Source organism: Reichenbachiella faecimaris (genome assembly GCF_900176375.1).
GTDB lineage: Bacteria > Bacteroidota > Bacteroidia > Cytophagales > Cyclobacteriaceae > Reichenbachiella > Reichenbachiella faecimaris.
This window is the reverse complement of record NZ_FWYF01000002.1, coordinates 1,073,512-1,092,660: the sequence shown is the minus strand read 5'-3', so window position 1 is coordinate 1,092,660 and position 19,149 is coordinate 1,073,512. Positions and strand designations below refer to the sequence as shown.

Annotated in this window: 21 protein-coding genes (1 of these 21 only partly in view); 4 read left to right on the top strand and 17 right to left on the bottom strand. The window is 39.4% G+C overall.

The window, feature by feature from the left end:
• Both lptB and B9A58_RS12515 read left to right on the top strand, forming a co-directional pair.
• On the top strand, nucleotides 1-703 hold the 3' portion of the coding sequence (gene lptB / locus B9A58_RS12520; protein ID WP_084373178.1) for an LPS export ABC transporter ATP-binding protein. The gene continues 29 nt to the left of window position 1, outside the view; only the last 703 of its 732 coding nucleotides appear in the window; the start codon falls outside the window, past its left edge; it ends in the stop codon at nucleotides 701-703.
• A 39-nt stretch (nucleotides 704-742) separates the two neighbouring features.
• On the top strand, nucleotides 743-2,233 hold the full coding sequence (locus B9A58_RS12515; protein ID WP_245827074.1) for a GH3 auxin-responsive promoter family protein: 1,491 nt from the start codon (nucleotides 743-745) through the stop codon (nucleotides 2,231-2,233).
• Nucleotides 2,234-2,277: 44 nt separating this feature from the next.
• Here B9A58_RS12515 and B9A58_RS12510 read toward each other — a convergent pair whose 3' ends face one another.
• The 17 genes from B9A58_RS12510 to B9A58_RS12430 form a co-directional block, all read right to left on the bottom strand.
• Nucleotides 2,278-2,931: a hypothetical protein gene (locus B9A58_RS12510; protein WP_139793866.1), complete on the bottom strand. Its 654-nt coding sequence runs from the start codon at nucleotides 2,929-2,931 to the stop codon at nucleotides 2,278-2,280.
• 10 nt (nucleotides 2,932-2,941) lie between these two features.
• Nucleotides 2,942-3,460 (bottom strand): hypothetical protein, encoded by a 519-nt coding sequence (locus tag B9A58_RS12505; protein WP_139793865.1) that lies wholly within the window; start codon nucleotides 3,458-3,460, stop codon nucleotides 2,942-2,944.
• Between the two features lie 24 nt (nucleotides 3,461-3,484).
• Nucleotides 3,485-4,636 (bottom strand): hypothetical protein, encoded by a 1,152-nt coding sequence (locus B9A58_RS12500; protein WP_084373174.1) that lies wholly within the window; start codon nucleotides 4,634-4,636, stop codon nucleotides 3,485-3,487.
• Nucleotides 4,633-5,145, bottom strand: a complete 513-nt coding sequence (locus B9A58_RS12495; protein WP_084373173.1) for a hypothetical protein — start codon at nucleotides 5,143-5,145, stop codon at nucleotides 4,633-4,635. Before B9A58_RS12495 ends, B9A58_RS12500 begins: the two co-directional genes overlap by 4 nt.
• The gene (locus B9A58_RS12490; protein ID WP_084373172.1) at nucleotides 5,132-5,728 is read right to left on the bottom strand and encodes an RNA polymerase sigma factor; all 597 of its coding nucleotides are present in this window, start codon (nucleotides 5,726-5,728) and stop codon (nucleotides 5,132-5,134) included. Before B9A58_RS12490 ends, B9A58_RS12495 begins: the two co-directional genes overlap by 14 nt.
• A gap of 6 nt (nucleotides 5,729-5,734) precedes the next feature.
• On the bottom strand, nucleotides 5,735-6,382 hold the full coding sequence (locus tag B9A58_RS12485; protein ID WP_176214767.1) for a class I SAM-dependent methyltransferase: 648 nt from the start codon (nucleotides 6,380-6,382) through the stop codon (nucleotides 5,735-5,737).
• Nucleotides 6,379-7,170 (bottom strand): UbiA prenyltransferase family protein, encoded by a 792-nt coding sequence (locus tag B9A58_RS12480; protein ID WP_139793864.1) that lies wholly within the window; start codon nucleotides 7,168-7,170, stop codon nucleotides 6,379-6,381. The genes B9A58_RS12485 and B9A58_RS12480 overlap by 4 nt, the downstream gene beginning before the upstream one ends.
• 108 nt (nucleotides 7,171-7,278) lie before the next feature.
• Nucleotides 7,279-8,178: an ATP synthase F1 subunit gamma gene (atpG, locus tag B9A58_RS12475; RefSeq protein WP_084373169.1), complete on the bottom strand. Its 900-nt coding sequence runs from the start codon at nucleotides 8,176-8,178 to the stop codon at nucleotides 7,279-7,281.
• A gap of 9 nt (nucleotides 8,179-8,187) precedes the next feature.
• A complete protein-coding gene (atpA, locus tag B9A58_RS12470; protein ID WP_084373168.1) occupies nucleotides 8,188-9,768 on the bottom strand; it encodes a F0F1 ATP synthase subunit alpha in 1,581 nt (526 codons plus the stop codon).
• Between the two features lie 56 nt (nucleotides 9,769-9,824).
• A complete protein-coding gene (gene atpH / locus B9A58_RS12465) occupies nucleotides 9,825-10,382 on the bottom strand; it encodes an ATP synthase F1 subunit delta (protein WP_084373167.1) in 558 nt (185 codons plus the stop codon).
• Between the two features lies 1 nt (nucleotide 10,383).
• A complete protein-coding gene (gene atpF / locus B9A58_RS12460) occupies nucleotides 10,384-10,878 on the bottom strand; it encodes a F0F1 ATP synthase subunit B (protein ID WP_084373166.1) in 495 nt (164 codons plus the stop codon).
• A gap of 68 nt (nucleotides 10,879-10,946) precedes the next feature.
• Nucleotides 10,947-11,153 (bottom strand): ATP synthase F0 subunit C, encoded by a 207-nt coding sequence (gene atpE / locus B9A58_RS12455; protein WP_084373165.1) that lies wholly within the window; start codon nucleotides 11,151-11,153, stop codon nucleotides 10,947-10,949.
• Nucleotides 11,154-11,189: 36 nt separating this feature from the next.
• Entirely contained in the window at nucleotides 11,190-12,275 is a 1,086-nt protein-coding gene (gene atpB / locus B9A58_RS12450; RefSeq protein ID WP_084373227.1) for a F0F1 ATP synthase subunit A, read from the bottom strand.
• A gap of 14 nt (nucleotides 12,276-12,289) precedes the next feature.
• Complete coding sequence (locus B9A58_RS12445) at nucleotides 12,290-12,679, bottom strand: hypothetical protein (RefSeq protein WP_084373164.1); 390 nt, start codon at nucleotides 12,677-12,679, stop codon at nucleotides 12,290-12,292.
• 3 nt (nucleotides 12,680-12,682) lie between these two features.
• The gene (locus tag B9A58_RS20720; protein WP_262502006.1) at nucleotides 12,683-12,928 is read right to left on the bottom strand and encodes an AtpZ/AtpI family protein; all 246 of its coding nucleotides are present in this window, start codon (nucleotides 12,926-12,928) and stop codon (nucleotides 12,683-12,685) included.
• Nucleotides 12,882-13,304: a bactofilin family protein gene (locus tag B9A58_RS12435; protein WP_084373162.1), complete on the bottom strand. Its 423-nt coding sequence runs from the start codon at nucleotides 13,302-13,304 to the stop codon at nucleotides 12,882-12,884. The genes B9A58_RS20720 and B9A58_RS12435 overlap by 47 nt, the downstream gene beginning before the upstream one ends.
• A 15-nt stretch (nucleotides 13,305-13,319) precedes the next feature.
• Nucleotides 13,320-14,186: a M23 family metallopeptidase gene (locus B9A58_RS12430; RefSeq protein ID WP_084373161.1), complete on the bottom strand. Its 867-nt coding sequence runs from the start codon at nucleotides 14,184-14,186 to the stop codon at nucleotides 13,320-13,322.
• A gap of 99 nt (nucleotides 14,187-14,285) precedes the next feature.
• Between B9A58_RS12430 and porW the strand changes: the two genes are divergently transcribed.
• Both porW and B9A58_RS12420 read left to right on the top strand, forming a co-directional pair.
• Nucleotides 14,286-16,874 (top strand): type IX secretion system periplasmic lipoprotein PorW/SprE, encoded by a 2,589-nt coding sequence (gene porW / locus B9A58_RS12425; protein WP_449421174.1) that lies wholly within the window; start codon nucleotides 14,286-14,288, stop codon nucleotides 16,872-16,874.
• Entirely contained in the window at nucleotides 16,871-19,138 is a 2,268-nt protein-coding gene (locus tag B9A58_RS12420) for a transglycosylase domain-containing protein (protein ID WP_084373159.1), read from the top strand. Before porW ends, B9A58_RS12420 begins: the two co-directional genes overlap by 4 nt.
• The last annotated feature ends 11 nt before the right edge of the window (nucleotides 19,139-19,149 follow it).

Genomic DNA, 19,149 nt, shown 5'->3' with positions numbered 1-19,149 from the left:
GAAATATAAGAGTCGAACGGTAGTAAAAGGTATTTCCGTGAAGGTAGACCAAGGGGAGATCGTAGGCCTGCTGGGGCCAAATGGTGCAGGAAAAACCACTAGCTTTTATATGACAGTAGGGTTGATCAAGCCAAATAGTGGCCACATCTATTTGGACGATAAGGATATCACAGACCTGCCAATGTATAAACGATCTAAGCTGGGTATTGGCTACTTGGCACAGGAAGCTTCTGTATTTAGAAAACTGACGGTTGAGGAAAACATTCTCGCTGTACTCGAAATGAAAAATTTCACCAAGAAGGAGCAAAAAGAAAAAGCCGAGGCCTTGATGGAAGAGTTTAGTTTAACTCATGTAAGGAATAACTTTGGTATTGCCTTATCTGGAGGAGAGCGACGGAGAACTGAGATAGCCAGAGCACTTGCAATAGATCCCCATTTCGTCCTGTTGGATGAACCATTTGCAGGTGTTGATCCCATTGCTGTTGAAGAAATTCAAATGGTGGTGGCTCAATTGAAAAACAAAAACATTGGCATCTTGATCACTGACCACAACGTACAAGAAACGCTTTCCATCACAGACCGAGCCTATCTAATGTTTGAAGGTCAATTGCTCAAATCAGGAACAGCAGAGGAATTGGCTGCGGACGAACAGGTGCGACGTGTCTATCTGGGAAGGCATTTCGAATTGAAAAGAAAAATTTAAGCTAGCGTGCCTCTTTTTAATTCCATCCTTACCTGGGTCATGAGAAAGCGAATCCATCAAATGGAGCTTTTCATGAAATACCCACACGAAGTTCAGAAAGAAATCTGGACTCGCTTACTTCATGCTGCCAAAGACACAGAGTTTGGCAAAAAGTATGATTTCAAAAGCATCAAAACCTATGAGCAATACAAGGAAATAGTACCTGTTCAGGCCTATGAATCACTCTACCCATATATAGAACGCAGGATGAAAGGAGAGCAGAAGTTACTTTGGTCTTCGGATATTAAATGGTTTGCCAAATCCTCTGGTACTACCAATGCGCGAAGTAAATTCATTCCTGTTTCGCCAGAGGCCCTGGAGGACTGCCACTTCAAGGGTGGTAAAGATCTCATCTCCATCTATGTAAACAACAATCCAGATACACAGATGTTTACTGGCAAGGGATTGGCTATTGGCGGCAGTCATCAAGTGAATGAATTTGATCCCAAAATGGATTCGCACTATGGTGATGTGTCTGCAGTAATCATGCAAAATTTACCAATCTGGGCCCAGTTCATTCGGACCCCTTCTTTGGACGTAGCCCTCATGGATAAGTGGGAGGAGAAAATACAGAAGATGGCGGAGTCAACGGCCAATGAAAATGTGACGAATATCTCGGGAGTACCCACCTGGACTATTCCATTAATTCAACGCATCAAAGAAATGAAGGGCACGGATAACATTCTGGATGTCTGGCCCAATCTGGAGGTATTCTTTCATGGAGCAGTGGCATTTGGCCCATATCGCTCTTTGTTCAACCAGTTGATCCCATCAGATCAAATGAACTATGTAGAAACCTATACTGCTTCTGAAGGATTTTTTGGTATCCAAGATCAATCGGATTCAGATGAACTATTGCTCATGCTTGATTACGGCATCTTCTATGAGTTTATCCCTTACGATGAAATCCAAAAGGAGCATCCCAAAACCATTGGATTGAGTGAAGTGAAGATTGGCGAAATATATGCCATGGTAATCACTACCAATGCTGGTCTTTGGCGATATAGCATTGGAGATACCATCAAGTTTACTTCCACTGATCCTTATCGCATCAAAATAGCGGGTAGAACGAAACATTTCATCAATGCTTTTGGAGAAGAATTAGTCGTTGAGAATGCGGAGACAGCTATTACGCATGCTTGCGAAATGACTGGGGCAGTAATAGAAAATTTCACAGCAGCGCCTATCCATTTCACAGATAAAACAAGTGGTGGGCACGAATGGGTGATTGAATTTCAGAAATGCCCAGATAGTCTGGAGAGATTTGCCATCATACTGGACGAGAAACTGAGAGAAGTCAATTCTGACTATGACGCCAAACGGCACAAAGATATCGCGCTCAAAATGCCAACACTACATTCTGCCAAACCTGGCACCTTTTATGAATGGATGAAAAGAAGAGGTAAACTAGGGGGGCAGAACAAAGTACCTAGATTGGCGAATGACAGACAATATATTGACGATATTTTAGAATTAGTCAACAGCCAATAAATTTAGCCTGGGGCTAGCCTCTCAGTTTCAGTTGGAAGCTGGTTCTAAAACTTGCCTAGCTGAATAGATACTACGCCAGAATATCCAGTCAGGTCATCGTCACTCAAATTTTCTAAAGATGACCCCCTAACCAGTCTATACCCAACGCCAAATCCTAACCTGAAGTGATGAGAAATATTGAGCTCCACAAGTGCTGTAGGTTCGAAAACAAAAAAAGAAGTAGACTCCAATACGAATTCATTATCTCCATTGGCCAAGTCAAAATAATTGTCGTCAGAAACATCTAGCTGGCCAGCCCCTATGATCATTGGCACACTTAAGTGAATGATTTCCCTGGAAGCCACTTTGAACCCCAATAACATACCTGCATATCCGCCATATAAATTGAGCTCCCGAGTTTCATTGGTTTCTGGATTGTACCCTTCGAATTTTGATTCTGTGGCCAGTCCATAACCTGCCACTCCAAACATGAAATTTTTATTGATAAGCAGGCCCCCATAGGCTCCTATCACCAGCGCCTGTTGATCCACCATTTCTCCAACTCTAAAATCAATATTTCCAAAACCAGTAATATCTTTCTCTTTTCCAATTAGCGACTTTACCTCACTGTTTTTTGGTTTGTCGGTATATTGCTGAGCTTGACTTTGGTTGAAAGCCATACACCCCATAATAATTAGTAGGTACTTCAATTGCTTCATGATCATAGAATTAGAATACATATTTGATGGCTATTGATGCGTCCCAGAAATCTGCCTTTACTTTCCTAAATCCCACATAATTGAGATAAGGCTTTAAATCCATACTCAATGTGATAGGCACACTAAGCATTCGGTACTCTATTCCAATCATTCCATCTATTCCCAGTGTCAGATAGTTTTTATCAACATAGTTGAAATCATTTGGGTCAAAATTGGATAACTCTTTCTCTATCCCACTATGCTTTTCTGATCCTACGTGTCCACCTACTCCATAGTAGAAAAAGAAGTTTTCGTTGAAGGACACATGCATAGGCTGGTGTAGCAGATGCAGTATGGTCAATTGGATGCCATTTTTACGATTACTAACAATCAATTCAACTGCCTGTTCGTCTATAATAAATTTCTTGAATGTTAATCCTGAGCTGCCACCCAGTCTGATCCCTGCCGAACGATCATATTGCTGAGCCTGGGTTTGTCCCCAGCCTAATATCAGCAGCATGAAAAACCACACTGCCCTAGTTAAATACATTTGCTTCATCGAGTTAGACCTTGATTAGTTTTTATTGGTAATTCCACCAGTTTCTTCTAGATAGACAGTCACTTCTCCAGACTCCCCTTCTATGGTCACTTGGCTTTGTTTTGGTTTTATCATCCCAACTACGCCCGTAAGGGTTATGATTTTGTCATTTTCTGAGCTTCGAGTTTTGTTCATTCCCATGAAATTGGAAGTCAGGTACATACGGTCGTCGCGTCCTGTGAGTGTGGCCGAAAAATAAGACCCCATGTCCAAACTGATATTGACATCTGCTGTTTTGCTTTTTAAGTTTACAAGATTAAAATTGCTATTGACACTATGCACTAATAAATCGCCATAATTGAGTTCCATATCTATACGATCGAGCATACTATCTATCAATATATTAGAAAAGCTAGAATAGCCTCTCACAGCAGTAGCTTTCTCCAAATGTATCTTGTCATTGCGTGAGTCTACTTTCAAGCTTTGGACAGTCTTCACCTCAAACGTAGATGAACTACTTGTAAGGACAAGATCTCCTCCGTCCCTCAAATACAATTCTGCTCCTTTCAATTCTAAAAATGCCTTGTCCAGCTTTTTAATTCGAGCCTTACAAAAACTCAAATTCAACCTACTTGTGCCAGATAATTCATCAGCTTTGAAATCCCCATGTGCTACGCTAATAGTGGACTCCTGAGTCAGACTTTCTATATATACATCACCATATTTATTATCCAATTTCAACGAGGCTTTCTGAGGAATGGTCAACTGATAATCTATGCTGATTTTGTTCTTGCTAATCAGCGTTTTGGAATAATCTCCCAGGCTGTTGATGACTTCTTTAAACACACTTGAATTGCGGTCTAATATGGTTTCAATAGTCAATACATCACCAAAATTCGTGAAGTCCACATCCACGCGTTCCATGTTCTTTGACAGGGTTTCATCGTTTTTGCCATAAGCAGTAATTTTCACTTCTACCCGTACGGAGTCTCTATCCCAAGTCTCCATAATCACCTGCCCATACTTATTGGTCAGTTCTACTGCTGACTTGGGATTTACTTTAAAAGACTGAGAAATATTTTTGACCAAAGTCCTAGACTGGGCATGAGTCACATAAGCAGCCAATATGACTCCAATCAAAATCAGGATGGCCTTACCCCAAACACGATATGGGTTTTGCTCTGTCATAGTTCTTTTCTATCCTCTAGTTGCTCAATGATTTGTTCCAAAATCTCTAATTTGATTTTGTAGTTATCTATCATGGCGTGAATCACCTCTTCATTGTCAGCATTATCCTTCAAATCTGATTTCAACTCATTGAATGCCTGATCCATTGTTTCCATATTTCGAAACACCACCTGTTCTGCATTATGGTCTAACTGCGAGATGTGTGCCACTTTGGTAGCGATCAACTCGCCATAGTAATACTCAGCTTCTTGCAACTCAGAACTCATCATTACTTCTTGCGCCTGATTGTTCCAATTGACCCAGCTCATATAAAAGGCAGCTCCAGTCAGTAGTAGAAAAACTGCTGCTGATCGCCAAACATACTTGAGTGGTATCACTACACTTTTAGCGCGCTTCTCTGATTGATCTAGTTTATCTGAAATGGAAGGCCAATCCTCTTGTGGATAATCGTAAATCTCAAAAGACTCACGATTCACATCAATAAAGTTTTTTAAATCATTTGTTTCCATAGCTACGGAATTTTTGGGTTTCTAACAAATCACGAATTTTCTGTTTCGCCTTGCTGTATTGTGATTTAGAAGCAGACTCTGAGATACCCATTATCTGACTGATCTCCTTATGATCATATCCTTCAAACAAATACAAATTGAATACAGTCCTGCATCCATCTGATATTTGTTCTAAGGCCTTCATTATCGCTTGAGCCTCATGCCCAATAATTTCTTTATCTATAAACTCATCCTCATCAGCAGGGTCAACATTCTCATCTATAGAAATGGCAAAAATCCGTTTCTTTTTGATCGCATTAATGCATTTGTTGACCGTGATTCTTTTGATCCAAGCACTGAAAGTGCTCAATTCCTTGAGGTTATGAATTTTCATAAATGCCTCAACAAAAGCATCCTGCAACAGATCACGAGCTTCGTCCTCGTCATTCATTATTCGTCGACAGATGTTGTACATGGCACCAGCATACCGCTTATACAATTCATTCTGCGCCACACGATCTCCTGCTTTGCACTGAAGTATAAGTTTATTATGTATGTCGTATTGAATGTTTTTCACTTCTGCCTTTGAATACTTTATAGACATGCCTGTTTAAGAATGGTTTCCATTTTTAGAGACTTCTTTTTTATAAACAGCACTAAAGATAAATTGAGAAAAAAAATCTGCATCAGAATCCCTATGAAAACCAGATGCCACAATTGCGCAATCAAAATCTTCCAATTTATTACTTTCTAACCCTGTGGTGAATTTAAAAAAAACATGCATAACCATAGATAGTCCTTTTTGCCACCATGTTCCTTTTCTATTCTGAAAATCAGATACTAGCAAAATAGCCTGATTATTCATCAAGGCTTTGATATGTGCTAAGTGCAGGTTCAATGATTTTTTTTTGAATAGGTCTAAAAAATAGAAACAACACACTGCATCATATTTGTCACTTGTATCAAAAGACTCAAACCTTGTTTGATAAAAACTTACATCCAAATTTGACGATTTCAATTCACGTTTCCTTGCCTTTTCGATCATCTGTTCTGAGGGTTCGATGAAGTGGATGGTGAGTGGAATGTCTTCTTGAACTATGGATTCGAGTACTCGACCACTACCACCGCCAATAATTAGCACTCGGTTGTTCGGCTGCAATTGGGAAAGAAAACGAGTCTGAGATTTTAGAATATTGCCTCGAAAAACCCAATGAGCCAACACATCATAAATCCAGGCGATTCGATTGTAGTCATTCAAAACAAAAATATCATACCAGGGAAAAGAAAGACTAAATCACCCACCCAGCGAAACCTTTCGTTCTGCTTGAACCAAGTAGGCTTTAGGTAGATCATTCCAAGAATGACTGACATCCCCATAAAGATCATTTGCAAAATAAGCTGATCATTTGAAAGCTTGAATAAAAAAGTAGATCCAATCGAAACTCCAAGTAGGATAAGTAAAAATCGCATGTGATTGAGGGTTTTGACCACACCGAAATGCGTCGCCCAAGATTGATGCCCATCCTGGGTATCTTGCCCTACTTCATAGTAAGAAAACAGCAAGAGGTTGATTGAAGCCATCAATACTGTTTGGATAAACAATAGGTATGTCACCATATCCAAATCAGGTTTCAGAGAAAAGCTACCTAAGTATATGCCACAGGCATAGAGCACAGCTATGAATATTTCTTTGGCGAAATAAATTTTGAACAACCAAATGGACAAAAAGTAGAGCCCGACCAAACCGAGTAATACGCACCCATAAATTAGCGTTTGATAGGGCAGGAAGAACAACACTCGCAGTCCAAAGCAAGAAAGCAAGGCAAATGCTATGAATATGGGCTTTCTATATTTTCTGTGAAAAACATGGCGTTTCATGCTTGGATCTCGGTCTAGACTATTCCCGTCAATCAAATGATCCAGTGTATATATGAGCCATATACAGCAGCCTAAAGCTACTGGAATGCTCCACTGGATATCTATTCCTGCTACGCGGCTTATGGCCAAGGTAAAAATGACTCCTCCAGCTACCACGTCGAGTGACAACCAACGAAAAACTAATACTATTCGCCAGAAGAAATTCATTATACAATCTAAAACAAAAAAGGCTGAACTTAAATAAAGCTCAGCCTTTCGTTTGTGTTTTATATCACCTTATCCATCACTCGCCAATGCCTCAGCACCGCCTACGATTTCAAGTATTTCCTTAGTAATAGCTGCCTGACGCGTTCTGTTGTAAGTCAGTTTCAACGCTTTCAACATTTCGCCAGCATTGTCTGTGGCTTGATCCATGGCAGTCATTCGAGCACCGTGCTCAGAAGCATTAGATTCAAGCACTGCTTTGTAAAACTGAACTTTCAGCGACTTCGGGAGCAATTCCTCAACCACATATTGCATAGATGGCTGATAGATATATTCCTGATTAGTGAAAGCTGACTCAGCCTCTTCTGCAGCAGCCTCTACTTGCTCTACTGGCAAGAATTGCTCTACTTGAAGGATTTGAGTGGCTACATTTTTAAACTCGTTGTAAACTAATTCTACTTTGTCGTAATCACCATCAACAAAAGACTTCATCACGTACTCCGCAGCCACTTTCGCCTGATCAAATGACAGGTTTCCAAAAATTCCATAGTAATCTTCAACAACCTGATAATTTCTCTTAGAGAAAAACTCAAAAGCCTTTTTACCCAATGGCAAAATGTGAACACCATCGTGTTTGCTTTCATAAGAGTATTTTTCTTCTATCAGATTTACTGTTGCTTTGAACACGTTGTTGTTGAACGCGCCACACAACCCTCTGTCAGAAGAAACCACTACGAGAAGTACATTGTTTACTTCACGTTCCTGACCGTAGATATTATCAGCATTATCATCCATACCTGCAGACACATTTTGCAATAAGCCCGTAAGCTTTTGCGAATAAGGTCTCATCTGAGTGATCTTATCCTGTGCTCTTTTCAATTTAGCAGCCGCCACCATTTTCATGGCACTAGTAATCTGCTGAGTTGAGGTTACAGACGATATTCTGTTTTTTACTTCTTTTAAATTAGCCATTGCAGCTTCTTAGTTTTCAAATCTTGTAGCTACTTCTTTCGCTACTTCGCCCAATTTACTTGTTGTATCGTCGTCGAACTTACCAGCAGCTAGGGCAGACAAGATGTCGGCGTGCTGAGTTTTCATTACGGTTACAAATTCAGCTTGGTAAGCTCTAGCTTTTTCTACAGGTACTTTATCCATGAAACCTTTAGTAGAAGCATAAATAGTAGCTACCTGCTCACCAACTGGTATTGGAGAGTATTGTGCTTGCTTCAAGATTTCCTGGTTTTTCTGCCCTCTTGAAATTACCAAACGAGTAGCGTTATCCAAATCAGATCCGAATTTAGCGAAGGCTTCTAGTTCTCTAAACTGAGCTTGGTCTAGTTTCAAGGTACCTGCTACTTTTTTCATTGACTTGATCTGAGCATTTCCACCTACTCGTGATACAGAGATACCAACGTTAATTGCTGGTCTGATACCAGAGTTAAACAAGTTAGTTTCCAAGAAAATCTGACCATCTGTAATAGAAATCACGTTGGTAGGGATATATGCAGAAACATCGCCCGCCTGTGTTTCAATAATTGGAAGTGCGGTCAAAGAACCGCCACCTTTGACTTTGCCTTTTAATGACTCAGGCAAGTCATTCATGTCTTTTGCAATGTCATCGTTATCGTTGACCTTAGCTGCTCTTTCTAATAATCTTGAGTGAAGATAGAATACATCACCCGGATATGCTTCACGCCCTGGAGGTCTTCTCAAAAGCAAAGAAACTTCACGGTAAGCAACTGCCTGCTTAGATAAATCATCATATATCACTAATGCAGGACGTCCAGTATCTCTGAAGTACTCACCCACAGCAGCACCAGTAAATGGAGCAAAGAACTGCATTGGAGCAGGGTCAGAAGCAGAAGCAGAAACAATTACTGTGTAATCCATCGCACCTGCTTTGTCCAAAGCAGCATAGATACCAGCAACAGTAGAAGCCTTTTGTCCTACAGCAACGTAGATACAAAATACTGGCTCTCCTTTATCATAAAATTCTTTTTGGTTGATGATGGTATCAATGGCCACGGCAGTCTTACCTGTCTGACGGTCACCAATGATCAACTCTCTTTGGCCTCTTCCAATCGGAATCATAGAATCGATAGAAGTGATACCCGTTTGAAGTGGTTCATCTACAGGCTGTCTGTAGATTACACCAGGGGCTTTACGCTCCAATGGCATTTCGTAAAGGTCACCAGAGATAGCACCTTTACCATCGATAGGATTACCCAAAGTGTCGATTACTCTACCACACAAGCCGTCACCAGCTTTGATAGAAGCAATTTGCTTTGTTCTTTTTACGGTATCACCTTCTTTTACGTCAGAAGATTCACCAAGCAACACAGCTCCTACGTTGTCTTCTTCCAGGTTCAAAACCATAGCTTTCAAGCCATTTTCGAACTCCAAAAGTTCACCTGACTGTGCTTCAGTCAAACCGTAGATTCTGGCTACACCATCACCCACTTGTAGTACTGTACCTATTTCCTCTAATTCAGCCTCTGTTCTGAAGTTCGAGAGTTGCTCTCTCAATATCGATGAAACTTCATCTGGTCTTACATCTGCCATTACTGTAGTTAATTTTAGATCTTTTAATTTCTTATTGACAAATCACCTTGTGGTGATTACATTTTACTTTGATAACCTTTATCAACAAACTGAAGTCTTAATTCCTTCAATTTGCCACTTACGCTATCATCTATTTGTTTATCACCAATTTTTAAAACGAAACCACCAATCAAATCTGGATTAGTTTTTTCGGTAAGTACCACTTCGCTATTTGTGATCTTTTTCACGATGGCACTGATTTCTTTTCTTACTGCATCAGAGATCGGGTGTACTGTAGTAACTGTACTCTCCACGATACCTTTGAAAGTATAATACTGAGCTTTGAACGCTGCTGCTACCTCAGGCAAATACATCTCTCTATTCTTCTTCGCAAGGATTTCAAAAATAGCCATGGTCAAATCATTGACTTTGCCTTTGAAAATTTCCTTAAGGATAGCTAGCTTCTTGTAGTGGCCAATGATCGGGTTTTTCAACATCAAAACAAGATCATGGTTGTCTTTACAGACTGCAGCAAATTGCTCCATGTCAGCTACTACCTCATCCAGACACTTTTTTTCTTCAGCCAGCTCAAGAAGAGATTTTGCATATCTCGATGCTATCCTAAATTCTGACATACTAGTTTACTTTTATGTCTTTGATTAAATCTTTAACTAAAGTCTCTTGAGCCTTTTTATCAGCCAGGCTATTTTTCAAGACTTTCTCAGCGATATCCAATGATAGTTCAGCCACCAAATTCTTCACGTCAGCCAAAGCAGCGTTTTTCTCAGTGTTGATCACTGATTTCGCATCTTCTATCATTTTTGCCGTGATCTTAGATGTTTCGTCTTTAGCGTCTTCCTTGATTTTGTTAGCAATCTCGGTCGCATCTTTGATCATCTTGTCTCTTTCTACGCGAGCCTCTTCTAGCAAATACTCATTGTCTTGCTTCAGCTCTTCGATTTTCTTTTTGGCATTTTCTGCCGCGTCCAAAGAGTCCTGAATAAACGACTCTCTCGTTCTCAACGCATCTGTGATTGGTCTCCATACGAATGCAGCCAATATTCCAAATACAGCTAAGAATACGACGGTCTGCCAAATGATAAGTCCAATACCGGGGGTAACTAATTCCATTATATTTTTTTTAATTGAAATAAGACCTGGCCCTGATGCCTAATGCAAACAGAGCCAAGCCAGAAAAATTAATTTCCTGCGTTTACAGACATAAAGCCAATTACTGCAGCAAACAAGGCAACACCTTCAATCAAGGCTGCTGCGATAATCATTGCTGTTTGAACTTTACCAGCTGCTTCAGGTTGTCTAGCGATACTTTCAGTTGCGCCTTTACCGATCATTCCGATACCAAGACCTGCTCCTAGTACTGCTAATCCTGCTCCTATTGCTCCCATTACAGTTAATTTATATGGTTAAAAAAAATAATTTTCTTAATGATGTTCTTCTACTGCCTGACCAAAATACATAGACGTCAACAGTGTAAATACATAAGCCTGAAGTAGTGCTACAAATAGCTCCAACATATTCATCACAGTGGCGAATGCTGTAGAAGCAACTCCTACTGCTATACTCTGCGTAATGAAAGTCAAACTTATGATACTCAATATAATAATGTGCCCAGCTGTGATGTTCGCAAACAAACGAATCATCAATGAGAAAGGCTTAATAAATATTCCTAGAATTTCGATTGGCCAAAGGATAAGATACAAAGGAAACTTAGCCAACCACGGCATGCTGTTACCTAATGGATCTAATATATGCAACCAATAGGTTTTTCTTCCTGAGGCCAAAGTTATTATCAATGTAAGACCAGCTAAAGCCATACAAACAGCAATATTACCCGTAAGGTTAGCTGCAGCTGGCAAGAGCCCTAATAGGTTTCCAAACCAAATAAAGAAAAATAAGCTTAATAGATAAGGCAAGTACCTTTCATATTTAGGGCCAATGTTTGGCTTTACGATTTCATCTCTGACATAGATAATGATCGGTTCGAAAAATGACTGAACACCTTTAGGTGCCCGCTTTACATTTTTCTTATATCCTCTGGCTACTGCCAAAAATATCAAAACCATTACAGTGGCATTGATCAGTAGCATAGCTACATTTTTAGTAATAGAAAGGTCTAGCGGATGGGCATTGGTGATGGCGCCTGCCTCGTCATACTCCAAAGTGCCATTTGCATCAGTTTTATAAATGTGCTCATGTGCATTGAAATAATAATTGCCATTACGCTCTACAGCGTCATGACCATGATGAAACTCGGATGACATAAATATCTGCAACCCATTGTCCCATAAAATAACAGGTAAAGGAATGCTTACTGGATGTACTTCACCATCGTCATCTTTGAGATCAAAAAGATGCCAATCATGTGCATCCATGATGTGATGATTGATCATCACACTAGGGTCAAATTTCTCTCCTTCTTTCGCTTCTCCTGCAAAACTCGCCTGTGATACAAACAGACCGAAAACCGTAAATAAAATGCTGATTTTCAGATGCTTAATTGTTGTCATAATTCGACCGTTAATCATGTATTTTGATCTTGACTTGAATTTCGTCGCAAGTTAGACAATAAGGCTGTGATTTCAAACACTACGTAGATTAAATAGGCAGCCATAAAATTGAGAACGAACAATGCGGAATTTTCTGGAAACTTGATGAGGTAAATCATCACTGTAAAAAGTGATACTAAAAACCTCAGACCCAAACCAACAAGTGGTAGAATGGCACTTTCAATATTTGGGTTTTTCGCTACCAGTAAATGGGTAATATGTATGCTGGTGTACAGAAACCAAAGAAACCCCAGAATTTGATATATGGCAGGGTGCACAAATGAAAACTTGAACACCTCCATAAGACAGTAGCTTACTAAAATTAAAATCCCTGTGAAAACAGAGATTTTAGACAATTCTTTCATGAATTAATTTTTTGGAAGTTTTCGAAATAAGTTGATCAGCGCGCCTGCTATACCTAACAATATTCCAATGAGTGTGAGAATGGATTCGTATTCGAAATACTTATCTAATTGACTACCTATCCAGTAGCCCAAGATAATATAGGCAAGCATTTCGAAAGCCATCCCCGAAAATTTTAAATAAGAAAGGGACTGTTCCTTTTCCTTATTCGGCTTTGAGGAGTTTTGATTTTCCTTCTGGTGTTTCTCCAATTTGAATTTCTTTGATGGTTACACCCATTTTACATCCACCATTAAAGGTAGCTCCAGATTCTACTATCAATTTGTTGGTAATAATATCTCCATTGATGATGGCTGATGGCTTAAGGATCAACAATTCAGAAACCTCCACCTTGCCAGTCACCTGACCGGCAATTTCAGCGTTCTGTGCGACCAAGTTGCCTTCGATATGAGATGAATGCCCGCAAGCTGCTTTAGACTTGGTTTTCATGTTGCCAACGATCTTTCCTTCTACACGGATATTACCGTAAGTTTCGATGTCACCATTAAGAAGGGTTCCCTTGCCTATGATGTTGCTTGAATTACTTAATTCTTCCACTTCTTTGATTTCTTGCTTATTATTAAACATTAGTACAGGTGTTTATTAAAATCTAATCAATTCCTCTGGGTTAATGGGATTACCATTGTACCACAGTTCAAAATGCAAATGCGGGCCTGAAGTAAGCTCACCAGTGTTGCCAATGATAGATACTACTTCTCCTGCAGTCACAAAATTACCTACGTTTTTCAACAAATCCGAATTGTGCTTATACATAGAGATCAGATTACCCCTATGCTGAATGGCCATAACATAGCCACTGTCTTGGGTCCAGGAAGCAAATATCACTGTGCCATCTGCTACAGATTTCACAGGCTCATCCTGTTTGGCCACAATGTCGATGGCCAAATGATCTATCTGAGGATCGAAGTGTTCTGACACAATACCATCTACTGGTTTAAATAAAAAGAAGTCTTGTAATTCTTCAGACAATCGATTATCAGTCAGTTGAAATTCCAATCCTCCTTTTTCAAATTCTTCTCTGAACTGAGAATCTATGGGATTAATCACTCGTGATTCTACTATTTCAGTAATCTCACTACTTTCTATAGTCCCAGAGTTATCTACATCAGTGTATTGTGCATCTTCACCTGACATGATGGTTTTAATGTTGGATATAAAATCATCTTTCTTCCTTACTTCTAATTGGAGGGAATCGACTCTGGTTGCCAATTCCATGACTTCTTTGGTTGCCTTTAACTCTGCAAACCTAGGATCAAACCAAGCCTCAAGCAATGAGGTAGATAGATAAAAGCTCAATCCAAAGAAAGCAAAAAAGGAAAGCACCAATACCAAGATAATCTTTGAGTAGGTGAAACTATAGGTGGATTTTTCCGCAAAATTTTCCTCATTTCTTACAATGAGCAAATATTTGGTTGTTAGCCGATTAGATAAAGTTCTTTTTTGTTCCAATGAATTTGCTTCTGATTTGTGGTAAAAATATATATTAATAGATATTTAGTAAGCCAATATTGTATTAATTGCAATTGAATTGGCGTTTATTCGAAAACATTGAATTTGATCCATCGAAGTATAAAACTGTTGCTCGGCCTTGCCGTTATTTTATATTCCTGTGCCCCGGAAAAAAATAACGTGATGAGCAATTCCTATCACAATATGACAGCTCATTACAATGCTTACTTTATAGCACTGGAGCATGTCAAATCTATCGAGCAATCCATTGAAGACCAATACGAATGGAACTACAATTTGATTCTTCCGATTTTTCCTCAGTTTGATTCTGCCTCTGCCAATTCATTTTCTGATCAAATAGAAGATTGTATTGAGAAAGCTTCCTTGGCCATTCAGCGTCATAAAGGATCTAAATGGGAAGATGATTCTTATGTACTCGTGGGCAAGGCAAGGTTTTATAGTTTGGACTACCCCAACGCAGTAGAGACCTTCAAATATGTCAATACAAAAGGGAAGGATGACAATGCCAAGCACGAGGCACTTGTAGCTCTGATGAGAACTTTCATTGAATACAAAGAAAGCAATAATGCAATAGCAGTTTCAGATTATTTGAAGAAGGAGAAGCTGAGTAAGAAAAACCTTAAAAATCTATACCTCACCCGTGGGTATCTCTACCAAAAAAGTGGTGACTATAATAATATGGTACAAAACCTGGTTCAGGCCGAAGCATTAATAACCAACTTTAAGGAAAGAGCAAGAATCAACTTTATCATAGGTCAAGTTTACCAATCCTTAGGATTTGATGGTGAGGCTTACAATTATTATAAACAGACACTTAAAAACAACCCACCTTATGAGTTGTCTTTTTACACCAAACTCAACATGGCTCAAGTGACGCAGTTGGCTAAAACCAATGATGCGAAAAAAGTGAGAAAATACTTCAGGAAATTATTGCGAGATAGAAAAAATGAAGAATTCAAGGACAAGATTTATTACGAAATGGCCAAATTCGAAGTTCGTCATGGCAACTTGGATCAGGGTATAACCTACTACAACTCATCTGTACGATCTAGTGTGAACAACAATCGCCAGAAAGCTCATAGCTATTTGAGTTTGGGGAAGATCTACTACGACAGTTTGGCTGAATATAAATTGGCAAAACTCTATTACGACAGTACGCTCAGTGTACTGCCTAAAGATGAATTGGAATACGCTGAAATTGAGGCACGTCAAAAAATACTCGAAAATTTCGTTAAGCAGTACGCTATTATCCAAGTCAACGATAGTCTACTGAATCTCACTAAACTGCCCGCTGATTCTCTAGATCGTTTTCTTGATTCATATATAGCCCGAGAAGAGGCCGCAGAAATGAAAAGAAGAGAGGACGAGAAAAAAAGAAAGCGAAATGCAGAACGGCTGGCTGCTAATAAAAGTGTATTCACTCAAAATACTGGAGGCATTGGTGCCAATAATTATGAAGGCACCACATGGTATTTCTACAACACAAGTGCTGTTTCTAGAGGCAAGTCAGATTTCAGAAGAATTTGGGGAGACCGTGTACTAGAAGACAACTGGAGACGCTCGAATAGTGCTACTTCCATAGTCATAACGGATGAAGGAGCGGGTATTAGCACTGATGGAGAGAAGACCTCTGAAGCTGAGGAAGACCAGGAAGCGGAATTCAAAATAGATAAAGAAGAACTCTTAGCTACTTTGCCTCAAACCGATGAAGACAAACAGAAACTGCTCAATGAAATAGAAGAGGCCACTTATCAATTAGGCAAAATATACAACTTCGACCTAGACGAAAAACACAACTCAGCAGAAACTTATGAAAGCCTATTTAATCGTTTTCCAGCTTCTGAGTATAGACACGAAGTCATGTACTTGCTCTATATTATATTCAAGGAAATAGAAAATATTCCAAAGTCCAATTTTTACAAGAATCTGTTGCTTAATGAAGCACCAGAAAGTATCTACGCTAAAATTATCATCAACCCCAATTACAGAGCAGAGTCACAAGCAGCCAGTGAAAAACTTAAGCAAGTATACGCACAGGCCTACTCCCGCTACAGATTAGGGGATTATCAACAAGCCATGAACTTAATCAATGACGGTTTGCGCGATTACCCTGATAATGACTTTATCGACAACATGGCCTTATTGAAAATTCTTGTCCAAGGCAAGTCTGAATCTATCTACAAGTACCAATACGAACTCAATAATTTTATTAAGACTTATTCGGAAAGCGAATTGCTTCCTTACGCAGACTCTTTGGTAACAGCCTCTGAACAATATCAAATCAACTTAGTCAACAGTACTAAGGCAAAGTATATTTCAAAGTTCGACAAACCTCATTTTTTCATTTTTGTTTACGAAACAGGCCAAGAACTATCAGACGCTTTGCCACAATACTTTAAAACACAAATACCTGAAGGTAGTTCATTAAAAATTGGAAACTTAATCCTTGACGAAAAACGCTCCATGATACTGATATCTGAGTTTGCTGACCAGCCATCTGCAATAGACTTCAACAAAAAGGTAGAAGTCGAAAAGCCCGCAGAAAAAATTAATAAGACTGGCAAATTCTATAATTTCGTAATTACGAAAGACAATTTTAATATTCTTTACCAGACCAAAGAATTAGACACCTATCTTGTGTTCTACAGGAAAAACTACCAGCAATGAAAAAATACAAAAGACTAATCACGTTAGTTTGGGTTTTGCTTTCCACTGGCGTGTTGGCAATTTTTCTCCTATTTTATTCAATCAAGATAGACGCCTTTGGACTGTTTGGTGGCCTACCCAGTACCAAATCATTAGAAAAGCCAGATCCAGATCTTTCTTCTGAATTGTTTTCTGCAGACGGTGTTTCCCTTGGGAAATATTTCAGGCACAATCGAACTGAGGTTTCTTACAACGAACTTTCTCAAGAACTCATTGACGCATTGTTAGTCACAGAAGACATTCGCTTTACCAAGCACTCAGGCATTGATCTCAGAGGACTTGGCAGGGTACTTTTTCAAACCATACTCTTGGGCAACAAAAATGCAGGAGGAGGGAGTACATTGACTCAACAGGTAGCGAAAAATCTTTTTAAAACACGAGACCTTGGAGGCAAACTTAGTGATGTGCCTGGCATGGGTATTTTTATTATCAAAATGAAAGAATGGATAGTGTCAGTCCAGTTAGAAGCCTCCTACACCAAGGAAGAAATTTTAGCGATGTATCTCAACACCATAGAATACGGAAATAATACCTATGGAATCAAAGTAGCGGCTCAGACCTATTTTAATAAACTGCCCAGTGAACTAAATTATAAAGAAGCAGCAATCTTAGTTGGACTGATAAACAAACCCACGAGATTCAATCCAATAAGAAATCCAGAATTCGCAATGGACAAAAGAACTGAGATTTTTTATAATCTTCTCAAATACGGGAAAATTGATCAAGCTGCATATGATTCTTTAAAGACTTCAGATTTTGGCTTGCAATACAAAGTCCAAGATCAGAACGAAGGCTTGGCGACTTACTTCAGAACCGTTATGCGAAATTTTCTTATGAACTGGGCCAAAACTAATGATTACGATTTGTTCGCTGATGGTCTAAAAATCTATACTACTATTGATAGTAGAATGCAGCTTTACGCTGAACAGGCTATGGCTGAAGAAATGGACACCCTACAGAGTGTATTCATTGATCATTTGCAAGGAGATTTGCCTTGGATAGACGAAGATGGCAACGAAATACTGGATTTTGTAGATAAAGCCATCAAGCGGACACCAAATTACCGTGAGCTAGCAAATAAATATGGCGAGAACTCAGATTCATTAGACTATTGGCTCAATTATCCCAGAGACATGAAAGTATTTAGCTGGGGCGGAGAAATCGACACTACATTTAGCCTGATCGATTCTTTAAAATATTATAAACATTTTCTTCAAGCAGGCTTTATGGCTATGGATCCACAAAGTGGACATATCAAAGCTTGGGTTGGAGGCATCGATCATAAATATTTCAAATATGATCATGTCAAGCAAAGTAAACGTCAGCCAGGATCTACATTTAAACCTTTTGTATATACAGCTGCTATTGATTTGGGATACTCCCCATGCTACACTGCAGTAGATGCACCAGTTACGTGGATGCTAGATGATCCTGAAAAACCTACTTGGACTCCACAAAATGCGAATGGCAAATTCACAGGGCAAACCATGACTATCCGTCAAGCCATGGCTGCATCAGTAAATTCTGTAACTGCACGTATCATGCAAAAAATTACTCCTAGGGCAGCAGTAGATATGGCACATACCTGTGGAATCGAAAGTCCACTCCCAGCTGTGCCAGCACTTTGTCTAGGAATTGGTGAAGTCTCACTGTACGAATTAGTAGGTGCTTATTCCACATTTGCGAATCAGGGCGTTTGGACTCAACCATTCTTTATTACCAGAATTGAAGATAAAAATGGTGTGGTCATACAAGATTTTATTCCTAAAAGGAGGGAGGCACTAAGCGAAAAAACTGCCTATCTCATGATCCATATGCTCAAAGGTGCCATGGAAGAACGAAACGGATCTGCTCACGCATTGGATTATCGTTTGAAACAAAATAACGAGATAGGATCTAAAACAGGAACCACTCAAAATGCGTCAGATGGCTGGTATATGGGAGTAACCCATGATTTAGTTGCTGGTGCCTGGGTAGGTGGTGATGACCGAAGTATACACTTCAAACATTGGGCACTTGGACAAGGAGGTAAAACTGCTCGCCCGATCTGGGAGAACTTTATGCTTAAAGTCTATGCAGACCCTAGAACTGGTGTAGAAAAAGGTTACTTCAAAAAACCCAGCATACCACTCGGCGTAGAACTAGACTGTGACCTGTATGAAGGCGGAACCGTGGACTCAGACTCCTTAAATCTAGATTTAGGATTTGACGACCTTGATCTTTAACAATTACTAAT

What these genes read in the sequence shown, in the direction of transcription:
- atpG (WP_084373169.1), bottom strand. Translation starts at nt 8,178, where the DNA reads ATGGCTAATTTAAAAGAAGTAAAAAACAGAATATCGTCTGTAACCTCA.
- B9A58_RS12495 (WP_084373173.1), bottom strand. Translation starts at nt 5,145, where the DNA reads ATGGAAACAAATGATTTAAAAAACTTTATTGATGTGAATCGTGAGTCT.
- B9A58_RS12445 (WP_084373164.1), bottom strand. Translation starts at nt 12,679, where the DNA reads ATGAAAGAATTGTCTAAAATCTCTGTTTTCACAGGGATTTTAATTTTA.
- B9A58_RS12435 (WP_084373162.1), bottom strand. Translation starts at nt 13,304, where the DNA reads ATGTTTAATAATAAGCAAGAAATCAAAGAAGTGGAAGAATTAAGTAAT.
- atpA (WP_084373168.1), bottom strand. Translation starts at nt 9,768, where the DNA reads ATGGCAGATGTAAGACCAGATGAAGTTTCATCGATATTGAGAGAGCAA.
- atpF (WP_084373166.1), bottom strand. Translation starts at nt 10,878, where the DNA reads ATGGAATTAGTTACCCCCGGTATTGGACTTATCATTTGGCAGACCGTC.
- B9A58_RS12510 (WP_139793866.1), bottom strand. Translation starts at nt 2,931, where the DNA reads ATGAAGCAATTGAAGTACCTACTAATTATTATGGGGTGTATGGCTTTC.
- atpB (WP_084373227.1), bottom strand. Translation starts at nt 12,275, where the DNA reads ATGACAACAATTAAGCATCTGAAAATCAGCATTTTATTTACGGTTTTC.
- B9A58_RS12420 (WP_084373159.1), top strand. Translation starts at nt 16,871, where the DNA reads ATGAAAAAATACAAAAGACTAATCACGTTAGTTTGGGTTTTGCTTTCC.
- atpH (WP_084373167.1), bottom strand. Translation starts at nt 10,382, where the DNA reads ATGTCAGAATTTAGGATAGCATCGAGATATGCAAAATCTCTTCTTGAG.
- B9A58_RS12500 (WP_084373174.1), bottom strand. Translation starts at nt 4,636, where the DNA reads ATGACAGAGCAAAACCCATATCGTGTTTGGGGTAAGGCCATCCTGATT.
- B9A58_RS12515 (WP_245827074.1), top strand. Translation starts at nt 743, where the DNA reads ATGAGAAAGCGAATCCATCAAATGGAGCTTTTCATGAAATACCCACAC.
- B9A58_RS12505 (WP_139793865.1), bottom strand. Translation starts at nt 3,460, where the DNA reads ATGTATTTAACTAGGGCAGTGTGGTTTTTCATGCTGCTGATATTAGGC.
- B9A58_RS12490 (WP_084373172.1), bottom strand. Translation starts at nt 5,728, where the DNA reads ATGTCTATAAAGTATTCAAAGGCAGAAGTGAAAAACATTCAATACGAC.
- atpE (WP_084373165.1), bottom strand. Translation starts at nt 11,153, where the DNA reads ATGGGAGCAATAGGAGCAGGATTAGCAGTACTAGGAGCAGGTCTTGGT.